Raw genomic sequence first — 15,332 nt, forward strand, 5'->3', positions numbered from 1 at the left:
TTACTCCCAGACCTTCCACCACGACGATTTACTCTTGCCGGGCTGCTGGCCGGTAGCCGACAGCTGGCTGTTCGGGAAATTCTTGCGGTAGACACGCTCGGCATCATCGCGCAGCTCCGTCATTCCCAGCGCATCATAGGAGCGCACCAGGATCCACAGGGCTTCCTCGATGGCCGGCGCTTCGCGGAAATTCTGTACCGAGCTTTGGGCCCGGTTGGCGGCTGCCAGGTAGGCGCCGCGACGGTAGTAGTATCGTGCCACGTGGACGTCGTATTCGGCCATCGCATTGAGCAGGTAGCCCAGGCGGTCGGAGGCGTCCGGTGCATAGATGCTTTTCGGGAACCGTTCCACCAGCAGCTTGAACGAGTCGAATGCTTCGCGCAGGGCCTTCTGGTCGCGTTCGCTCGGATCCTGGCTGGCCATGAATTCGAGGATGCTCTTGCGGTCGTTGAAATTGACCAGGCCGCGCAGGTAATACATGTAGTCGACGTTGGGGTGGTCCGGATGCAGCTTGATGAAGCGGTCGATGGCGGCAAGCGCCAGCGCCTGGTCCCCGGCACGGTAATGGACATAGGCGGTATCCATCTGCGCTTGTTGCGCATAGGTGCCGAATGGATAACGCGACTCCAGCTTCTCCAGGTATTTCAGCGCCAGGTCGTAATTCACCGCGGCGATCTCGGTGCGGGCCTCCGCGTACAACTTGCTGGCCGACCAGCCGCGGGTTTCGTCGACGGTGTCGCTTTGCAATATACTGCACGCCGACAGAGACAGCACGATCGCAGCCAGCGTGATTTTCAGAATGTGGATTCGCATGGAATGTGGCAGAAGTACACCTAGGACGGTGCCCGATTATAGCCGAAGGAATTACCAGAAATGCCGATGACGCCAGACTCTTCCACCGATGCACCCCTCGATTCCGATCTGGAAGACGACGAAAGCGCCGCTCCCATCACCGTAAAGCTGAACCCGGAGTTCTGCGGCGTCCGCCTGGACAAGGCGCTTTCCAGCTTGATTCCGCAGTACTCGCGCAGCCGCCTGCAGCAGTGGATAGACCAGGGCTTTGTGACCATCGACGGACAGCCGGCGCGCGGCAAGGCCACCGTGTACGGTGACGAATCCGTCACCGTGCTGCCGCAGTTGGTGGAAAGCCAGCAGCCCTACCAGCCCGAGCCGATGACGCTGGACATCGTGCATGAAGACGCCACCTTGCTGGTGATCAACAAGCCGGCCGGCATGGTGGTCCACCCGGGCGCCGGCAACTGGAGCGGCACTTTGCTTAACGGCCTGCTGCATTACTGTCCGGCACTGGCCGTCGTGCCGCGCGCCGGCATCGTGCACCGGCTTGACAAGGACACGACCGGGCTGATGGTGGTGGCCAAGACCCTCGCTGCCCAAGCCGACCTGGTGCGGCAGTTGCAGGCGCGCACCGTGCAGCGCGATTACCTGGCGCTGACCTGGGGCACGACCCAGCCGAGCGGCATGATCGACGCGCCGATCGGACGCCATCCGCGCGACCGCGTGAAGATGGCAGTGGTCGGCGAAGATGAAAATGGCAAGCCTGCGGTCACTCGCTACCATCGCCTGGCGACCGGCATGCTGAGCCGCATCCCGGTCAGCCTGGTGCGCTGCCAGCTGGAGACCGGGCGCACCCACCAGATCCGGGTGCACATGCAGTCAGTCGGTTTTCCGCTGGTTGGCGATTCGGTGTACGGCAAGCGGCACCTGGTGTCGGCTTTCCCGCGCCAGGCGCTGCATGCCTGCCGGCTGGGGCTGTTGCATCCGCGCTCCGGCAAGCCGCGCTCCTGGACCGCGCCGCTGCCGGAGGACATGAAAGCCTTGCTGGCCCAGGCCGGCATCGCAGAGCCGGAATTGTGATTCCAGTGCTGCGGCCCGACTGGCCTGCGCCGGCGCCGCCGGTTGGCGCATTGTCCACGCTGCGCGCGGGCGGTGTCAGCAGCGGGCCGTGGGGCGATCTCGACGGCGGTGGCGGGCTCGATCTCGGGCTGCATGTCGGCGACCGCGAGGATGATGTGCGCGAGAACCGGCGCCGGCTGCGTGCGCTGCTGCCGGCCGAGCCGGCGTGGCTGACGCAGGTGCATGGCGCGACGGTGGTGGACGCGGCCAATGCGGCAGGGGCACCACCTCCGTGCGCCGATGCCAGCTTCAGCAATCGCCCGGGCGTGGTGTGCGCGATCCTGACAGCGGATTGCATGCCGGTGCTGCTGGCTGACGTGAATGGCAAGGTGGTCGGCGCAGCGCATGCGGGCTGGCGCGGACTGGCGGGCGGCGTGCTGGAGAACACGCTGCAGGCAATGCGGGATGCGGGAGCGGGCGACATCGTCGCCTGGCTGGGGCCGGCAATCGGGCCCGCCAATTTTGAAGTGGGGGAGGACGTGCGCACGGCATTCATCGCGCATGATCCGTCCGCTGTCGGGGCCTTCGCGCCGCGTCCCGGCGTCAGCGGGAAATACCTGGCCGATCTCTACGCGCTGGCCCGGCTGCGGCTGGGCGCCGCGGGCGTCACCGCCATCGGCGGAGGCGGACATTGCACAGTGGCCGAGCCGCAGTCTTTCTATTCGTATCGGCGCGACGGCGTGACGGGACGGATGGCGACCCTGATCTGGATACCCTGAGTCCCTGAATGTTCGGTTTTTTTTAGTCCGGAGAGGTCCCGGATTGCGTATCCGTGGGATGCTTGTCGGCTGCCTGCCGCGCTGCCAATCCGGCGTCCTGTTTCCTCTTGCGCTGCTTCGAGCCGCTGATGTATAAGATGATTGCTACCGGCAACAAGCCGTAGAGCACGAAAGTCAGGATGCCGGCTACCACGCTGTTTTCGGTGATTGCCATCATCAGCACGACATAGATCCAGCCGATTGCGACGATATTCATTGAGGAAGCTGCCGCAGCCTTGGCGGTTCTAAAAATCCGGAAGAGACGTAACAATACGCGAAACGAGTGAGATCAGCATGAATACCCCGGACCCGCAGGCCGCCGCGCAGGCGTGGATCAACGAGATTTCGGATCCCCTCAAGTGGCAGTCCTGGCTGCAGCAGCCGCCGTTCGCCGACCTGTTCAAGGCCGGGCTTCCCAAGTCAGGGCCGTCCGGCGAGCTTCCCGTCGCAGTCGATCCAGCCCGCATGAAGCAGCTGCAGGAAGAATACGTGCAGCAGATCACGGCGCTGTGGCAGGACCTGGCGAGCGCCCGGGCGCCGGCGGTGGACGACAAACGGTTCGCCGGAGCTGCCTGGCACAGCAATCCATTGTCGGCATTCAATGCGGCGGTCTACCTGCTCAACGGCCGTTTCCTGTCTTCCATGGTCGATGCAGTCCAGGCCACGCCGAAGGTCAAGCAGAAAATCCGTTTCGCCGTCCAGCAGACTGTGGATGCGCTGTCGCCGGCCAACTTCCTGGTCACCAATCCCGAGGCGCAGCAAAAAATCATCGAGACCAGGGGCCAGAGTCTGCAGCGCGGTATCGCCCACATGCTGGCCGACATGCAGAAAGGCCACATCTCGCAGACCGACGAAGAGGCCTTCGAGATCGGGCGCAATGTCGCCACGACCGAGGGCGCGGTGGTGTACGAGAACGCATTGTTCCAGCTGATCCAGTACAAGCCGCAGACCCGCACGGTATATGAAAAGCCGCTGGTGATCGTGCCGCCGTGCATCAACAAGTACTACATCCTGGACCTGCAGCCCGCCAATTCGCTGGTGCGCCATGCGGTGCTGCAGGGGCATACCGTATTCCTGGTGTCCTGGTGCAATCCACAGCCGGAACTGGGAAGGCTGACCTGGGACGACTACGTCGAAGAAGGGGCGATCCGGGCCTTGCACGTGGCGCAGGAAATTTCCGGCCAGCCACAGGTCAACGCACTGGGATTCTGCGTCGGCGGCACCATCCTTTCCACCGCGCTGGCGGTACTGGCGGCGCGCGGCGAAAAGCCGGTGTCAAGCCTGACGCTGCTGACTGCACTGCTTGATTTTTCCGATGCCGGCACGCTCGAGGTTTTTATCGACGAGGCGCAGGTGGCGCATCGTGAGCGTGAGATCGGCGGCGGCGGCCTCATGCTTGGCCGTGAATTTTCCGCTGCATTTTCCAGCCTGCGGCCAAATGACCTGATCTGGAACTATGTCGAGTCGAACTACCTGATGGGCGAGGATCCGCCACCATTCGACTTGCTGTACTGGAATGCCGACGGCACCAATCTCCCCGGGCCGATGTTCTGCTGGTATCTGCGCAACCTGTACCTGGAAAACAGCCTGAAGGTGCCGAACAAGTTGCGCGTGTGCGGCCAGCCGGTAGACCTTGGTGCGATCGACGTGCCGGCGCTGATCTACGCCTCGCGGGAGGATCACATCGTGCCGTGGGCGACGGCGTATGCCAACACCCGGTTAATCAACCGCAAGAAGCCGGCGAACAACCGTTTCATACTTGGCGCCTCCGGTCATATTGCCGGCGTGATCAATCCGCCGGAAAAAAAGAAGCGCAGTTACTGGATCAACAAGCAACTGCCCGTGGATGCGCAGGAGTGGTTGCAAAGAGCCACTGAAAAGCCCGGCAGCTGGTGGCCGGAATGGTCGGCTTTCCTGGCACGTTACGCCGGGAAGGAAGTGCCGGCGCCGCGGCGTTACGGCAATGCCCATTACAAGCCGGTTGAAGCGGCGCCGGGCCGCTATGTCAAGGTCAAGGCGTAAGGTCTGTGTAAGGCCGGGGTGCAGGTATCGCATCGCACCAATGTGCGGTTGCGGCGTCGGAGTTTTGGCAGTATAAACGTCGGATAACACCCGCCGCAGGATTTCAATTGACGGCGGCCTGACTGAAGTCCCGGAGCAAGGTGAAAGATCAGCAATGACTAGTGCAAAAAAGACATCCGAGCGTTTGATCAAGAAGTACCCCAACCGTAGGCTGTACGACACGCAGACCAGTTCCTACATCACGCTAGCCGATGTGAAGCAACTGGTGCTGAACAACGAGGACTTCACAGTCGTCGATGCCAAATCCGCCGAAGACCTGACCCGCAGCATCCTGCTGCAGATCATCCTCGAGGAAGAAGCAAATGGATCGCCGATGTTCTCCAGCGGCGCGCTGTCCCAGATCATTCGCTATTACGGCCATGCGATGCAGGGTTTGATGGGGAACTACCTGGAAAAGAACATCCAGGCTTTCATCGACATCCAGAACAAGCTCACCGAAAACTCCAAGGGCCTGTACGAGGGCAAGCCGTTCAGCCCCGAGATGTGGACCCAGTTCATGAGCGTGCAGGGTCCGATGATGCAGGGCATGATGGGCAACTACATCGAGCAGAGCAAGAGCCTGTTCCTGCAGATGCAGGAGCAGATGCAGAGCCAGAGCAAGAACATGTTCGGGGCCTTCCCGTTCGTGCCCATGCCTGGGGATAACAAGAAAGAGTAGGCTGCGGCGGGTTTTCCTTCCGCTCGACGCCGTCGGGACGGGGACGGGTTACGCTTTGCGAACCCGTCCCCGTCTGCGTTTCAAGCCGTCCAGTACAATAGCGCCTTTGCCTCACCCATCGCGCCATGTCCACCGATACCCCCGTTGCACCAAAAGTCGGCTTTGTCTCGCTCGGCTGCCCCAAAGCCCTGGTCGACTCCGAACAGATACTCACCCAGTTGCGCGCCGAAGGTTACGAAACCGCCAAGTCTTATGACGGCGCGGATCTCGTCATCGTCAATACCTGTGGTTTCATCGACGCCGCCGTGCAGGAGTCGCTGGACGCCATTGGCGAGGCGCTGCATGAAAATGGCAAGGTGATCGTCACCGGTTGCCTGGGTGCAAAAAAAGACGCTACTGGCCGGGATATCGTGCAGCAGGTGCATCCCAAGGTGCTGGCCGTGACCGGCCCACATGCGCTGGGCGAGGTGATGGATGCTGTTCACTTCCATCTTCCCAAGCCGCATTCGCCCTTCACTGACCTGCTGCCGCCCCAGGGCGTCAAGCTGACGCCGCGCCACTATGCCTACCTGAAGATCTCCGAGGGCTGCAATCACCGCTGCAGTTTTTGCATCATCCCGTCGATGCGCGGGGACCTCGTGTCGCGGCCCATCGCCGACTTGATGCTGGAAGCGGAAAACCTGTTCAAGGCCGGCGTGAAGGAATTGCTGGTGATTTCGCAGGACACCAGCGCTTATGGCGTCGACGTCAAGTTCCGTACCGGATTCTGGAACGGCAAGCCGGTCCGCACCCACATGACCCAGCTGGTCGGCGCACTCAACGAGCTTGCCGCCGGCTACGGCGCCTGGGTCCGGCTGCATTATGTTTATCCGTATCCGCACGTCGACGACATCATCCCGCTGATGAACGGCACCAACATCGTGCCTTACCTGGACGTGCCGCTGCAGCATGCCCATCCGGACGTGCTCAAGCGGATGAAGCGCCCGGCCAGCGGCGAAAAAAATGTCGAGCGCATCCGTGCCTGGCGCGCGCTGTGCCCGGACATCACGATCCGTTCCACCTTCATCGCCGGCTTCCCGGGCGAGACCGAGGCGGAATTCCAGTACCTGCTGGATTTCCTGCAGGAGGCCGAAATCGACCGGCTGGGCTGCTTCGCCTACTCGCCGGTGGAAGGCGCGACCGCCAATGCGCTGGATAACCCGGTGCCCGAAGAGCTGCGGGAAGAGCGCCGCGGGCGAGTGATGCAGTTGCAGGAAGCGATTTCCGAAAAACGGCTGCGGGCCAAGATCGGCAAGACCATCCGCGTGCTGATCGACGAGCTGAGCGCGGAGGGTGCGGTCGGCCGCTCGGCGGCGGATGCGCCCGAGATCGACGGCGTTGTCTACGTCAAGCGGCCGTACGAGCCGGGCCGCACGCTGAAGGTCGGCGAGTTTTATGACGTCGATGTGTACGCGGCCGACGCCCACGATCTGTGGGCGCGCTCCTGATGATGCGCGGCTTGCATGCGCGGCGCTTTGCCGCGTTGCTGCCCCTGCTGCTGTGTTTGTGCGCCGGACCGCTCGCTGCGGCCGGCAAGGACCAGCCGGCGGCCGCAGCGCAGCCGGCCATGCCGGCCAAAGGTCTCGTGCTGCGCGGTTCGCTCGGGGACCAGCAGGTGCAGATGCAACTGCGGCCGAAGCCGGATGAGGAAGGCGGTGTCGAAGGCGAGTATTTCGTGTTCGGACAGGGCCGCAGCATACTGCTGGCGGGCGAATTCGATCAGGATGGATTCTGGATGGAGGAGTCGGTCAACGGCACCAACGTGTCAGGCCAGTGGGAGGGCAAGCGCGAAGGCGATCTGTTCAATGGCAGCTGGCGTGGTGCCGATGATGGCCCGCCCAGGCCGTTCTCGCTGCGCCGGATGAACATTGCGCCGACGGCCCGTCCCGACGCCGGCCGTTGATCCGGTCCGCGGCGCGGTAGCACGCTGGCCTGACCTGAATTGAACAAACCAAGGGGCAAAGCCATGGCAAAAAAATCGGTCCAGACCGGCTTGGTGCACAACGACTATCTGGCACCTGCCGGCTTCGGCGCGTTTCCTGTGCCAATCCACCATGCGTCGACGGTGCTGTTCTCCAGCGTTGCCGCCATGCGCTCGCGCAACTGGCAGGACAAGAGCGCCTATACCTACGGCCTGCACGGCACGCCGACCACCTTTACGCTGGAAGCCCGGCTGGCTGCGATTGAAAGCGGCAAACACTGCCTGCTCGCGCCGAGCGGGCTGGCGGCGATCGCCATGGTGCACATGGCCTTGCTCCGGAGCGGCGATGATGTGCTGATCCCGGAGAACGTCTACAACCCGAACCGGGATTTTGCCAACTGGATGGCGCGCGATTTCGGCGTGCAGGTGCGCTACTACGACCCGCTGGTGGGGGCCGGGATTGCCGCGCTGCTGCTGGACAACACCAGGCTGGTCTGGGCTGAAGCGCCGGGATCGGTGTCGATGGAGGTGCCGGATATACCTGCAATCTGCCAGGCTGCGCGTGCGCGCGGCATACCGGTCGCGCTCGACAACACCTGGTCTGCCGGACTGGCTTTTGCCGCTTTCGATCACGGCGTGGACATCGTGATGCAGGCGCTGACGAAGTACCAGTCGGGCGGATCGGATGTGCTGATGGGCGCGGTGATCACGCGCGACGAAGAATTGCATCGGCGCATCGAAATGGCGCACATGCGGCTGGGACTTGGGGTCAGCGCTGACGACACCTTCCTGGTACTGCGCGGATTGCCGACGCTGAAGCTGCGCTTCGACGCCCACGACGCCGGCGGCCGGGCTGTCGCCGCCTGGCTGAAATCGCGTCCGGAGATCGCGCGCGTGCTGCACCCGGCTTTGCCGGATTGTCCCGGACACGAGACGTGGAAGCGGGATTTTACCGGGGCCGGCGGATTGTTCTCGGTGGTTTTCGACGAACGCTACAGCGAGGAACAGACCGACCGCTTCATCGACAGCCTGCGCCTGTTCGGGATAGGATTTTCCTGGGGTGGCGCCAACAGCCTGTGCGTGCCGTACCGGATCGGACAGATGCGCAGCGGATGGGCCGGCAGCGGGCAGTTGGTGCGCTTCAATGTCGGCCTGGAAGACCCGCAAGACCTGATCGCGGATATCGAACAGGCCTTGCGCTCGCTGGAAGGCTGAGGCCGGCGCAATCCCGAGTCAATTCCGGCGCAATTCGGCCTCAATCCCGCCTCAATCCCGCCTCAATCCATCACCTGCGCTTGCTGCTTGCCCTGCAACAGCGCCGAAAATGACTGCGCATCCAGCGGCTGGCTGAATAGATAGCCCTGGATTTCATCGCAGCGGCGGCTGCGCAGGAATTGCAGTTGCTCCTTCTTTTCGACGCCTTCGGCAACGACCTTGATGTTCAGGTTGCGGCTGAGCGTAATGATCGCTTCGGTAATCGCTTCATCCGCCCGTGATCCGGGTATGCCCCGGATGAAGGAGCGGTCGATCTTGATGATGTCGATCGGGAACCGTTTCAGGTGCGACAGCGATGAATAGGCTACGCCGAAATCGTCGAGCGCAATGTGCACCCCCAGCGCCTTCAATCCCTCCAGCATCCGGCGCGAATGCCGGGTGTCGCGCATCATCATGCTCTCTGTGATTTCCAGTTCCAGCAGGGACGGCTCCATGCCGGTTTCGGCCAGTACGGAGCGGATGTCGGCTAGCAGGTTGCCGTCGGCGAACTGGCGTGCGGACAGGTTGACCGCCACCTGCAGCGCGGGCAGGCCCTGGCTGCGCCACTCGCGGTTCTGGCGGCACGCTTGCCGCAGTATCCACTTCGTCAATGGCACGATCAGCCCGGTTTCTTCCGCCAGCGGGATGAAATCTTCCGGGCGCAGCAGGCCGAGTTCTTCGTGTTCCCAGCGTACCAGCACTTCCGACCCGGTGATACGGGATGTCTGCGTCCTTACCTTGGGTTGGTAGTACAAGGTCAGGGCATTGCGTTCGATGGCCCTGCGCAAGTCCGACTCGAGCGCCAGTTGTACTGCGGAAGCCCCGTCCATCCCGGAGGAATAGTGCGCGCAGGTATTCTTGCCAGCTGCCTTGGCGCGGTACATCGCGATGTCGGCCCGCTTGAGCAGGGCGTATTCATCGTGCCCGTCCTGTGGGCAGGTGCTGACGCCAATGCTTGCGGTGATGTGAAGCAGTTGCCCCTCCAGCGGGTATTCGATCGCCAGCGCCTGCAGGATCTGCCGCGCCAGCTGTGGCAGGCGACTGGCGATGGCAGGTTCGTCGAGCAGCACGACGAATTCATCGCCGCCCATGCGGGCCACTGCAGTGCGTTCCGGCAGCACCGCTTGCAGCCGGCGTGCCATTTCCTGCAACAACCGGTCGCCGGCATGATGGCCCAGCGCGTCGTTGATCAGTTTGAATCGGTCGAGGTCGATCAGCAACACGGCCAGCCCGCTCCCGTCATGGCGTGCCCGTGCCAGGGCGCGGCCCAACTGGCGGCTGAACATGGCCCGGTTGAGAAGGCCGGTGAGCGGGTCATGGCAGGCCAGGTGTTTCATCTGATTGCCCGCTTCGCGATGCGCAGCCAGCAGCCGCTTGTATTGCTGGCGCAGTTCGCGCGCCGACCATGCATCCACGTGATGCGCAGGCCCGGGAGCGCGGGGCTGATCATGTGTGCGGCGTGGCGCCCGCCCGGAAAGGGGGGAATGACTGCTCCCTGACGAGGGGTCGGGGAATGAGGGGGGCTGCAGGAAGTCGTCTTCGTTTACCGTCAATCCACGCTCCGGCGCCGGCCACGGTGTCAACGAGAGCGGCCGGCTTCCAGCCGCTCTCGTTGTGCGATGCCCGTACTACAGAAAGTGCCGGGCGCCGCTCGATTAATATTGCAAAAAATATATCGTTCCGGGCCGCAGCCAACAATCAGTGTTCGCGGGAATTAACAATTTGACGTGGAGGGATGCCGGAGCCGGCAGCCGTGCCCGCATCGGGCCGCTGCGACGCTCGCCGGGGTTGCCGTGCAGGAACGGCCTGCAGCCATCAGGCCGCAGGCGCGGACCTCAGGTCGGCATGGACTTGTTCGCGTTCAGGTCGAGCAGGCCCTTGATCAGACGGTAGGCCTTCCATACCCAAGCTGCGGTGAACACCAGCCAGGCAAGCGGAATGCCGATGACGGTCATGAACAGGACTGCGCCGAGCGCCATCCATACCAGGTACCACCAGAACGAACGGATTTGCCAGGTATGGTGGCTGTAGACGAAGGTGCCGGCCGTATCGGGCCGCTTGAGGTAGCTGATGATCAGCGGAATGAACGACAGCGCACCCAGCGAGAACACCAGGCTGGCGCCGTGGAACAGGTAAAGCCACCAGGCCAGGTTCTTGTACGATTCCAGTTCCCGGTCAAACATGATTTCCTGCGCCATGCCCTGCTCCTTTTGTGTACCGGGCAAGACCCTGGCGACCAGGATGGTGCACGGCATGCTTCATTCAAACAGGCTCAAGATTCAAACAGGTTCAGAATGCCGTCGAGGCCGCTGAAGTTCAAGGCCACATCTGCTTGCGCGCGTACCACCGGCTTGGCGCGAAACGCCACGGACAGTCCGGCAATACGCATCATCGCAAGGTCGTTGGCGCCATCGCCCATCACGATTGCCCGGTCCGCACCGATCCCGATTTCGGCGCAGGCGCGTTCGACGGTCGCTTTCTTGCCCTGGGCGTCGACGATCTCGCCGACCAGCCGCCCGGTCAGCTTGCCGTCCACGATTTCGAGCTGGTTCGAATGGGTGAAATCGAGGTCCAGGCGGGTTTTCATGCGGTCGGTGAAATAGGTGAAGCCACCCGAGACCAGCAAGGTCTTGAGGCCGGCGCTGCGTACGGCGTCGAGCATCCGCTGGGCACCGGGCGAGAGTTGCAGCCGCTCGCTGTAGACCCGTTCCAGCGCCGTCGCATCCAGCCCCTTGAGCAGCGACACTCGGCGCGTCAGGCTTTCGCGGAATTCGATCTCGCCGCGCATGGCCGCTTCGGTAATCGCAGCCACCTGCGGTTTCAGTCCTTGCATGTCGGCGATCTCGTCGATGCACTCGATCGTGATCAGCGTGGAATCCATGTCCATCGCCACCAGCCCGAAATCCTGCAGGCGCAGTCCGGCCGGCACCAGCGTGGCATCCAGTCGTGCCGCCAGCGCCGTCGCATACAGCTCCGCCTTCAGTTCGTCGTCGCAGCTGACGTCCTCGCAGCGCACCGCGCCCGAGTCGAGCGCCACCAGGCGCTTGCTGCCAGCCATGGCGGCGAGCCGTTCGATGGCGGCGGGATCGGGGGCAGGGCCTTGCAGTACGAGGTTCATCATGATGCGTGAATCGTGAATGTGAAATGGAATGTGAGTTGGAATTTTCATGCCGCCAGCGAGCGGATCGTCGAGCGCAATTGCGATACCCGGCTCGCCAGGTCCGGCATTTTAGCGGTGATGCGCAGCTTGTCCTGGCCGTGCAGCCGGATGTGCCGGTTCTTTTGCACCAGGTCGATGATACGCATGGCGTCGACCGGCGGGTTGGGCTGGAATTGCAGCACGGCTGCTTCCCCATGGGCGTCGATCTTGACAATGCCCACCGGTTCGGCCGCCACCCGCAGCCTGTGGGTCTCAATCAGCGCCCGGGCCGGATCCGGCAGCTTGCCGAAGCGGTCGATCAGTTCTTCCTGCAGGGCGTCGATGGCGGCCTGCTGGTTGCAGTTGGCCAGCCGCTTGTACAGCGACAGCCTCTCGTGCACGTCGCCGCAGTAATCGTTGGGCAGCAGGGCCGGCACATGCAGGTTGATTTCGGTCGTGGTCGACAGCGGCGCTTCGAGGTCGGGCTCCTTGCCGTTTTTCAGCGCTTTCACCGCGTGGTTCAGCATGTCCGAATAGAGCTGGAAACCGATCTCGGTCATTTCGCCGGACTGGTTTTCGCCGAGCACTTCGCCGGCGCCGCGGATCTCGAGGTCGTGCATCGCCAGGTAGAAGCCGCTGCCCAGTTCTTCCATCTGCTGGATTGCCTCCAGCCGCCGTTGCGCCTGCTTGGAGAGAATCTGCACGTCGTGCACCAGCAGGTAGGCATAGGCCTGGTGATGGGAGCGCCCGACGCGGCCGCGCAACTGGTGCAACTGCGCCAGTCCGAACTTGTCGGCGCGATGCATGATGATGGTGTTGGCGGTCGGCACGTCGATGCCGGTTTCGATGATCGTGGTGCACAGCAGGATGTTGAAGCGCTGGTTGACGAAGTCGCGCATCACCTTTTCCAGCTCGCGCTCGTGCATCTGGCCGTGGGCGATGCCGATGCGCGCTTCCGGCAGCAGCTCGGCCAGCATTGCACGACGGTTTTCTATCGTCTCGACTTCATTGTGCAGGAAGTAGACCTGGCCGCCGCGCTTGAGCTCGCGCAGGCAGGCCTCGCGAATCACGGACTCGCCCTCGGCCCGCACGAAGGTCTTGATCGCCAGCCGCTTTTGCGGCGCCGTGGCAATGATGGAAAAATCGCGCAGGCCTTCAAGCGCCATGCCGAGCGTGCGCGGGATCGGTGTGGCCGTCAGCGTCAGGACGTCGACTTCCGCGCGCAGCGCCTTCAGCGCTTCTTTCTGGCGCACGCCGAAGCGGTGTTCCTCGTCGATGATCACCAGCCCCAGCCGTTCGAACTTGACGTCGCCCGACAGCAGCTTGTGGGTGCCGATGACGATATCGATCGTTCCTGCGGCCATGCCCTTGATTGCCTGGGTCACTTCCTTGCCAGTGCGAAAGCGCGACAGCTCGGCAATTTTTACCGGCCAGTCGGCAAAGCGGTCGGCAAAAGTCTGCGCATGCTGCTCGGCCAGCAAGGTGGTCGGCGCCAGGATTGCGACCTGCTTGCCGCCCATGACGGCCACGAAAGCAGCGCGCAGGGCGACTTCGGTCTTGCCGAATCCGACGTCGCCGCAGATCAGCCGGTCCATCGGCTGGCCGCTGGTCATGTCCTTGATTACGGCATTGATGGCGGCGGCCTGGTCCGGCGTTTCTTCAAAACCGAAGCTTTCAGCGAAGGCTTCGTAATCCTTGGCTGAATACTGGAACGCATGACCCTTGCGCAAGGCGCGCCGGGCGTACAGGTTCAGCAGTTCTGCCGCAGTGTCGCGTATCTGCTGCGCCGCACGGCGCTTGGCCTTGTCCCACTGGCCCGAGCCAAGCGTGTGCAGCGGCGCATCTTCCGGCGCGGCACCGGAATATCGCGAGATCACGTGCAGCTGCGATACCGGCACGTAGAGCTTGGTTTCCTTCGCATATTCCAGGTGCAGGAACTCGGTCTCGCCTTCGCCGAGATCCATGCTGACCAGGCCCATGTAGCGGCCGATGCCGTGGTTGGCATGCACCACCGGATCGCCGATCTTGAGCTCGGACAGGTCGCGCACCATCGCCTCGACCTGGGTCGCGCCTTCCTGGCGGCGACGTCCGGCACGACGGCCGGTGCCGGCGTACAGCTCGGTCTCGGTAATGAAAGCCAGCGCCCCGTTTTCGTTCGCCAGCGAGAAACCGTCGTGCAGCGGCGCCACGCCGAGCATCACCTTGGCAGAGCCGGTCAGGAAATCCTGGAAGCCTTCGCACAATTCGAAGTGCAGGTCGAATTCGTTGAAATATTGCTGCAGCGTTTCGCGACGGCCGCTGGAGTCGGCGCACAACATCACCCGCTTGTCGGTCATCAGCAGCCAGGCGCGCAGGTTGACCAGCGGGTCATCCGCGCGGCGGTTGACGGCGATGTTGGGCAGCGGTGCGGAAACCGACGACGGCGCGTCGTCTTTCTGCAGTACCCAGCGTCCGTGCGCTTTCATCAGCGTGAAGAAGTCTTCGTCGGTCAGGAACAGCGCGGCGGGTTCGAGCAGGGGCCGCTCGCGGTCCGACTTCAGGAAACGATAGCGTGACTGGGTATCGGTCCAGAAACGCTTGATCGATGCTTCCACATCCCCGATCAGCGCGAATGCGGTGTCCTGCGGCACGTAATGGAACAGCGTCGCGGTTTCGTCGAAAAACAGCGGCAGGTAATACTCGATGCCCGCGGTCGGGATGCCCTGGCCGATGTCTTTGTATATGGTCGAGCGCGACGGGTCGCCTTCGATCGATTCGCGCCAGCGGCTGCGAAATGCCTGGCGCGAGGCTTCATCCATCGGAAATTCACGGCCGGGCAGCAGCCGGACTTCCTTGACCGGATAGAGCGAACGCTGGGAGTCGGCATCGAAGGTGCGGATGGTTTCGATGGTGTCGCCGAACAGATCGATGCGATAGGGCAGGGCCGAACCCATCGGGAACAGGTCGATCAGCCCGCCGCGAACCGAATATTCGCCGGGCGACATGACCTGCCCGACGTGCGAATAGCCGGCAGTGGTGAGTTGCTGCCTGAGCTTTGCCTCGTCGAGCGTGTCGCCCTGCTTGAAGAAAAAGGTATGGCCGGCCAGGAAGGACGGCGGCGCCATCCGCAACAGGGCGGTGGTCGCCGGCACGATCAGGACGTCGCAGCGGCCGCTTTGCACCTCGTACAGCGTCGCCAGCCGTTCCGACACCAGGTCCTGGTGGGGGGAGAAAGCGTCGTAGGGCAGGGTTTCCCAGTCGGGCAGCAGGTGGCAGCGGGCGGCGTCTTCGCCCGGCGGCGCAAACCACGGGATTTCCACCAGCAGTCGTTGGGCATCGGTCGCATTGGCGGCAACCACCGTCAGCATGCGCTTCTGCGATTTCAGCTCGGCGGCGGCCTGTGCCAGCACCCACGCATCAGCCGACCCATGCAGGGCAGGAAGGGCGAATCGGTGTCCGGATTTGGGGAGGGATCTTCTGGGGTCGAATGACATCGCGGTGTGACATGGGAATGTCAGTTGTCAAACGCGACAGCGCGGTGTTGCCGTTTTTGCGGATTTGACAGTGAAAAAACTTGGTGTGATTATA

13 protein-coding genes are annotated in these 15,332 nt (G+C 63.0%); 7 read left to right on the forward strand and 6 right to left on the reverse strand.

Features of this window, described 5'->3' with window-relative positions:
• Nucleotides 1-813 (reverse strand): outer membrane protein assembly factor BamD, encoded by an 813-nt coding sequence (locus FVE66_RS03150; protein WP_151445912.1) that lies wholly within the window; start codon nt 811-813, stop codon nt 1-3.
• Between the two features lie 60 nt (nt 814-873).
• Between FVE66_RS03150 and FVE66_RS03155 the strand changes: the two genes are divergently transcribed.
• Nucleotides 874-1,875, forward strand: a complete 1,002-nt coding sequence (locus tag FVE66_RS03155) for an RluA family pseudouridine synthase (RefSeq protein WP_151445913.1) — start codon at nt 874-876, stop codon at nt 1,873-1,875.
• On the forward strand, nt 1,875-2,633 hold the full coding sequence (gene pgeF / locus FVE66_RS03160) for a peptidoglycan editing factor PgeF (protein ID WP_151446395.1): 759 nt from the start codon (nt 1,875-1,877) through the stop codon (nt 2,631-2,633). Before FVE66_RS03155 ends, pgeF begins: the two co-directional genes overlap by 1 nt.
• A 22-nt stretch (nt 2,634-2,655) precedes the next feature.
• Here the strand turns inward: pgeF and FVE66_RS03165 are convergent, their stop codons facing one another.
• Nucleotides 2,656-2,889 (reverse strand): hypothetical protein, encoded by a 234-nt coding sequence (locus FVE66_RS03165; protein WP_151445914.1) that lies wholly within the window; start codon nt 2,887-2,889, stop codon nt 2,656-2,658.
• 77 nt (nt 2,890-2,966) lie between these two features.
• Here FVE66_RS03165 and phaC point away from each other — a divergent pair, with 77 nt between their 5' ends.
• From phaC to FVE66_RS03190, 5 genes are all read left to right on the forward strand, one after another.
• Nucleotides 2,967-4,694, forward strand: coding sequence for a class I poly(R)-hydroxyalkanoic acid synthase (phaC, locus tag FVE66_RS03170; protein ID WP_151445915.1), 1,728 nt, complete (start codon nt 2,967-2,969; stop codon nt 4,692-4,694).
• Nucleotides 4,695-4,848: 154 nt separating this feature from the next.
• The gene (gene phaR, locus FVE66_RS03175) at nt 4,849-5,412 is read left to right on the forward strand and encodes a polyhydroxyalkanoate synthesis repressor PhaR (RefSeq protein WP_151445916.1); all 564 of its coding nucleotides are present in this window, start codon (nt 4,849-4,851) and stop codon (nt 5,410-5,412) included.
• 125 nt (nt 5,413-5,537) lie between these two features.
• A complete protein-coding gene (gene rimO / locus FVE66_RS03180) occupies nt 5,538-6,899 on the forward strand; it encodes a 30S ribosomal protein S12 methylthiotransferase RimO (protein WP_151445917.1) in 1,362 nt (453 codons plus the stop codon).
• Nucleotides 6,899-7,354, forward strand: a complete 456-nt coding sequence (locus FVE66_RS03185) for a hypothetical protein (RefSeq protein WP_151445918.1) — start codon at nt 6,899-6,901, stop codon at nt 7,352-7,354. Before rimO ends, FVE66_RS03185 begins: the two co-directional genes overlap by 1 nt.
• 63 nt (nt 7,355-7,417) lie before the next feature.
• Nucleotides 7,418-8,587 carry a cystathionine beta-lyase gene (locus FVE66_RS03190; RefSeq protein ID WP_151445919.1) on the forward strand — a complete coding sequence of 390 codons (1,170 nt, stop codon included), beginning with the start codon at nt 7,418-7,420 and terminating at the stop codon, nt 8,585-8,587.
• Between the two features lie 62 nt (nt 8,588-8,649).
• Here FVE66_RS03190 and FVE66_RS03195 read toward each other — a convergent pair whose 3' ends face one another.
• The 4 genes from FVE66_RS03195 to mfd all read right to left on the reverse strand — a co-directional run bounded on the left by FVE66_RS03195 (nt 8,650) and on the right by mfd (nt 15,238).
• Nucleotides 8,650-10,041 (reverse strand): putative bifunctional diguanylate cyclase/phosphodiesterase, encoded by a 1,392-nt coding sequence (locus tag FVE66_RS03195; protein ID WP_151445920.1) that lies wholly within the window; start codon nt 10,039-10,041, stop codon nt 8,650-8,652.
• A 420-nt stretch (nt 10,042-10,461) separates the two neighbouring features.
• Complete coding sequence (locus FVE66_RS03200; RefSeq protein ID WP_151446396.1) at nt 10,462-10,824, reverse strand: DUF4870 family protein; 363 nt, start codon at nt 10,822-10,824, stop codon at nt 10,462-10,464.
• Nucleotides 10,825-10,898: 74 nt separating this feature from the next.
• Nucleotides 10,899-11,744, reverse strand: a complete 846-nt coding sequence (serB, locus tag FVE66_RS03205) for a phosphoserine phosphatase SerB (protein ID WP_151446397.1) — start codon at nt 11,742-11,744, stop codon at nt 10,899-10,901.
• Between the two features lie 47 nt (nt 11,745-11,791).
• On the reverse strand, nt 11,792-15,238 hold the full coding sequence (mfd, locus tag FVE66_RS03210) for a transcription-repair coupling factor (protein ID WP_151445921.1): 3,447 nt from the start codon (nt 15,236-15,238) through the stop codon (nt 11,792-11,794).
• Between the last annotated feature and the right edge of the window lie 94 nt (nt 15,239-15,332).

The organism is Lacisediminimonas profundi (assembly GCF_008831265.1).
In the GTDB taxonomy this organism is placed as follows: domain Bacteria; phylum Pseudomonadota; class Gammaproteobacteria; order Burkholderiales; family Burkholderiaceae_D; genus Lacisediminimonas; species Lacisediminimonas profundi.

Excerpts from the sequence above, each read along its gene's own strand:
- phaC (WP_151445915.1), top strand. The coding sequence starts at position 2,967 with ATGAATACCCCGGACCCGCAGGCCGCCGCGCAGGCGTGGATCAACGAG.
- FVE66_RS03190 (WP_151445919.1), top strand. The coding sequence starts at position 7,418 with ATGGCAAAAAAATCGGTCCAGACCGGCTTGGTGCACAACGACTATCTG.
- mfd (WP_151445921.1), bottom strand. The coding sequence starts at position 15,238 with ATGTCATTCGACCCCAGAAGATCCCTCCCCAAATCCGGACACCGATTC.
- FVE66_RS03185 (WP_151445918.1), top strand. The coding sequence starts at position 6,899 with ATGATGCGCGGCTTGCATGCGCGGCGCTTTGCCGCGTTGCTGCCCCTG.
- phaR (WP_151445916.1), top strand. The coding sequence starts at position 4,849 with ATGACTAGTGCAAAAAAGACATCCGAGCGTTTGATCAAGAAGTACCCC.
- serB (WP_151446397.1), bottom strand. The coding sequence starts at position 11,744 with ATGAACCTCGTACTGCAAGGCCCTGCCCCCGATCCCGCCGCCATCGAA.
- FVE66_RS03155 (WP_151445913.1), top strand. The coding sequence starts at position 874 with ATGCCGATGACGCCAGACTCTTCCACCGATGCACCCCTCGATTCCGAT.
- FVE66_RS03165 (WP_151445914.1), bottom strand. The coding sequence starts at position 2,889 with ATGAATATCGTCGCAATCGGCTGGATCTATGTCGTGCTGATGATGGCA.
- FVE66_RS03200 (WP_151446396.1), bottom strand. The coding sequence starts at position 10,824 with ATGGCGCAGGAAATCATGTTTGACCGGGAACTGGAATCGTACAAGAAC.
- rimO (WP_151445917.1), top strand. The coding sequence starts at position 5,538 with ATGTCCACCGATACCCCCGTTGCACCAAAAGTCGGCTTTGTCTCGCTC.
- FVE66_RS03150 (WP_151445912.1), bottom strand. The coding sequence starts at position 813 with ATGCGAATCCACATTCTGAAAATCACGCTGGCTGCGATCGTGCTGTCT.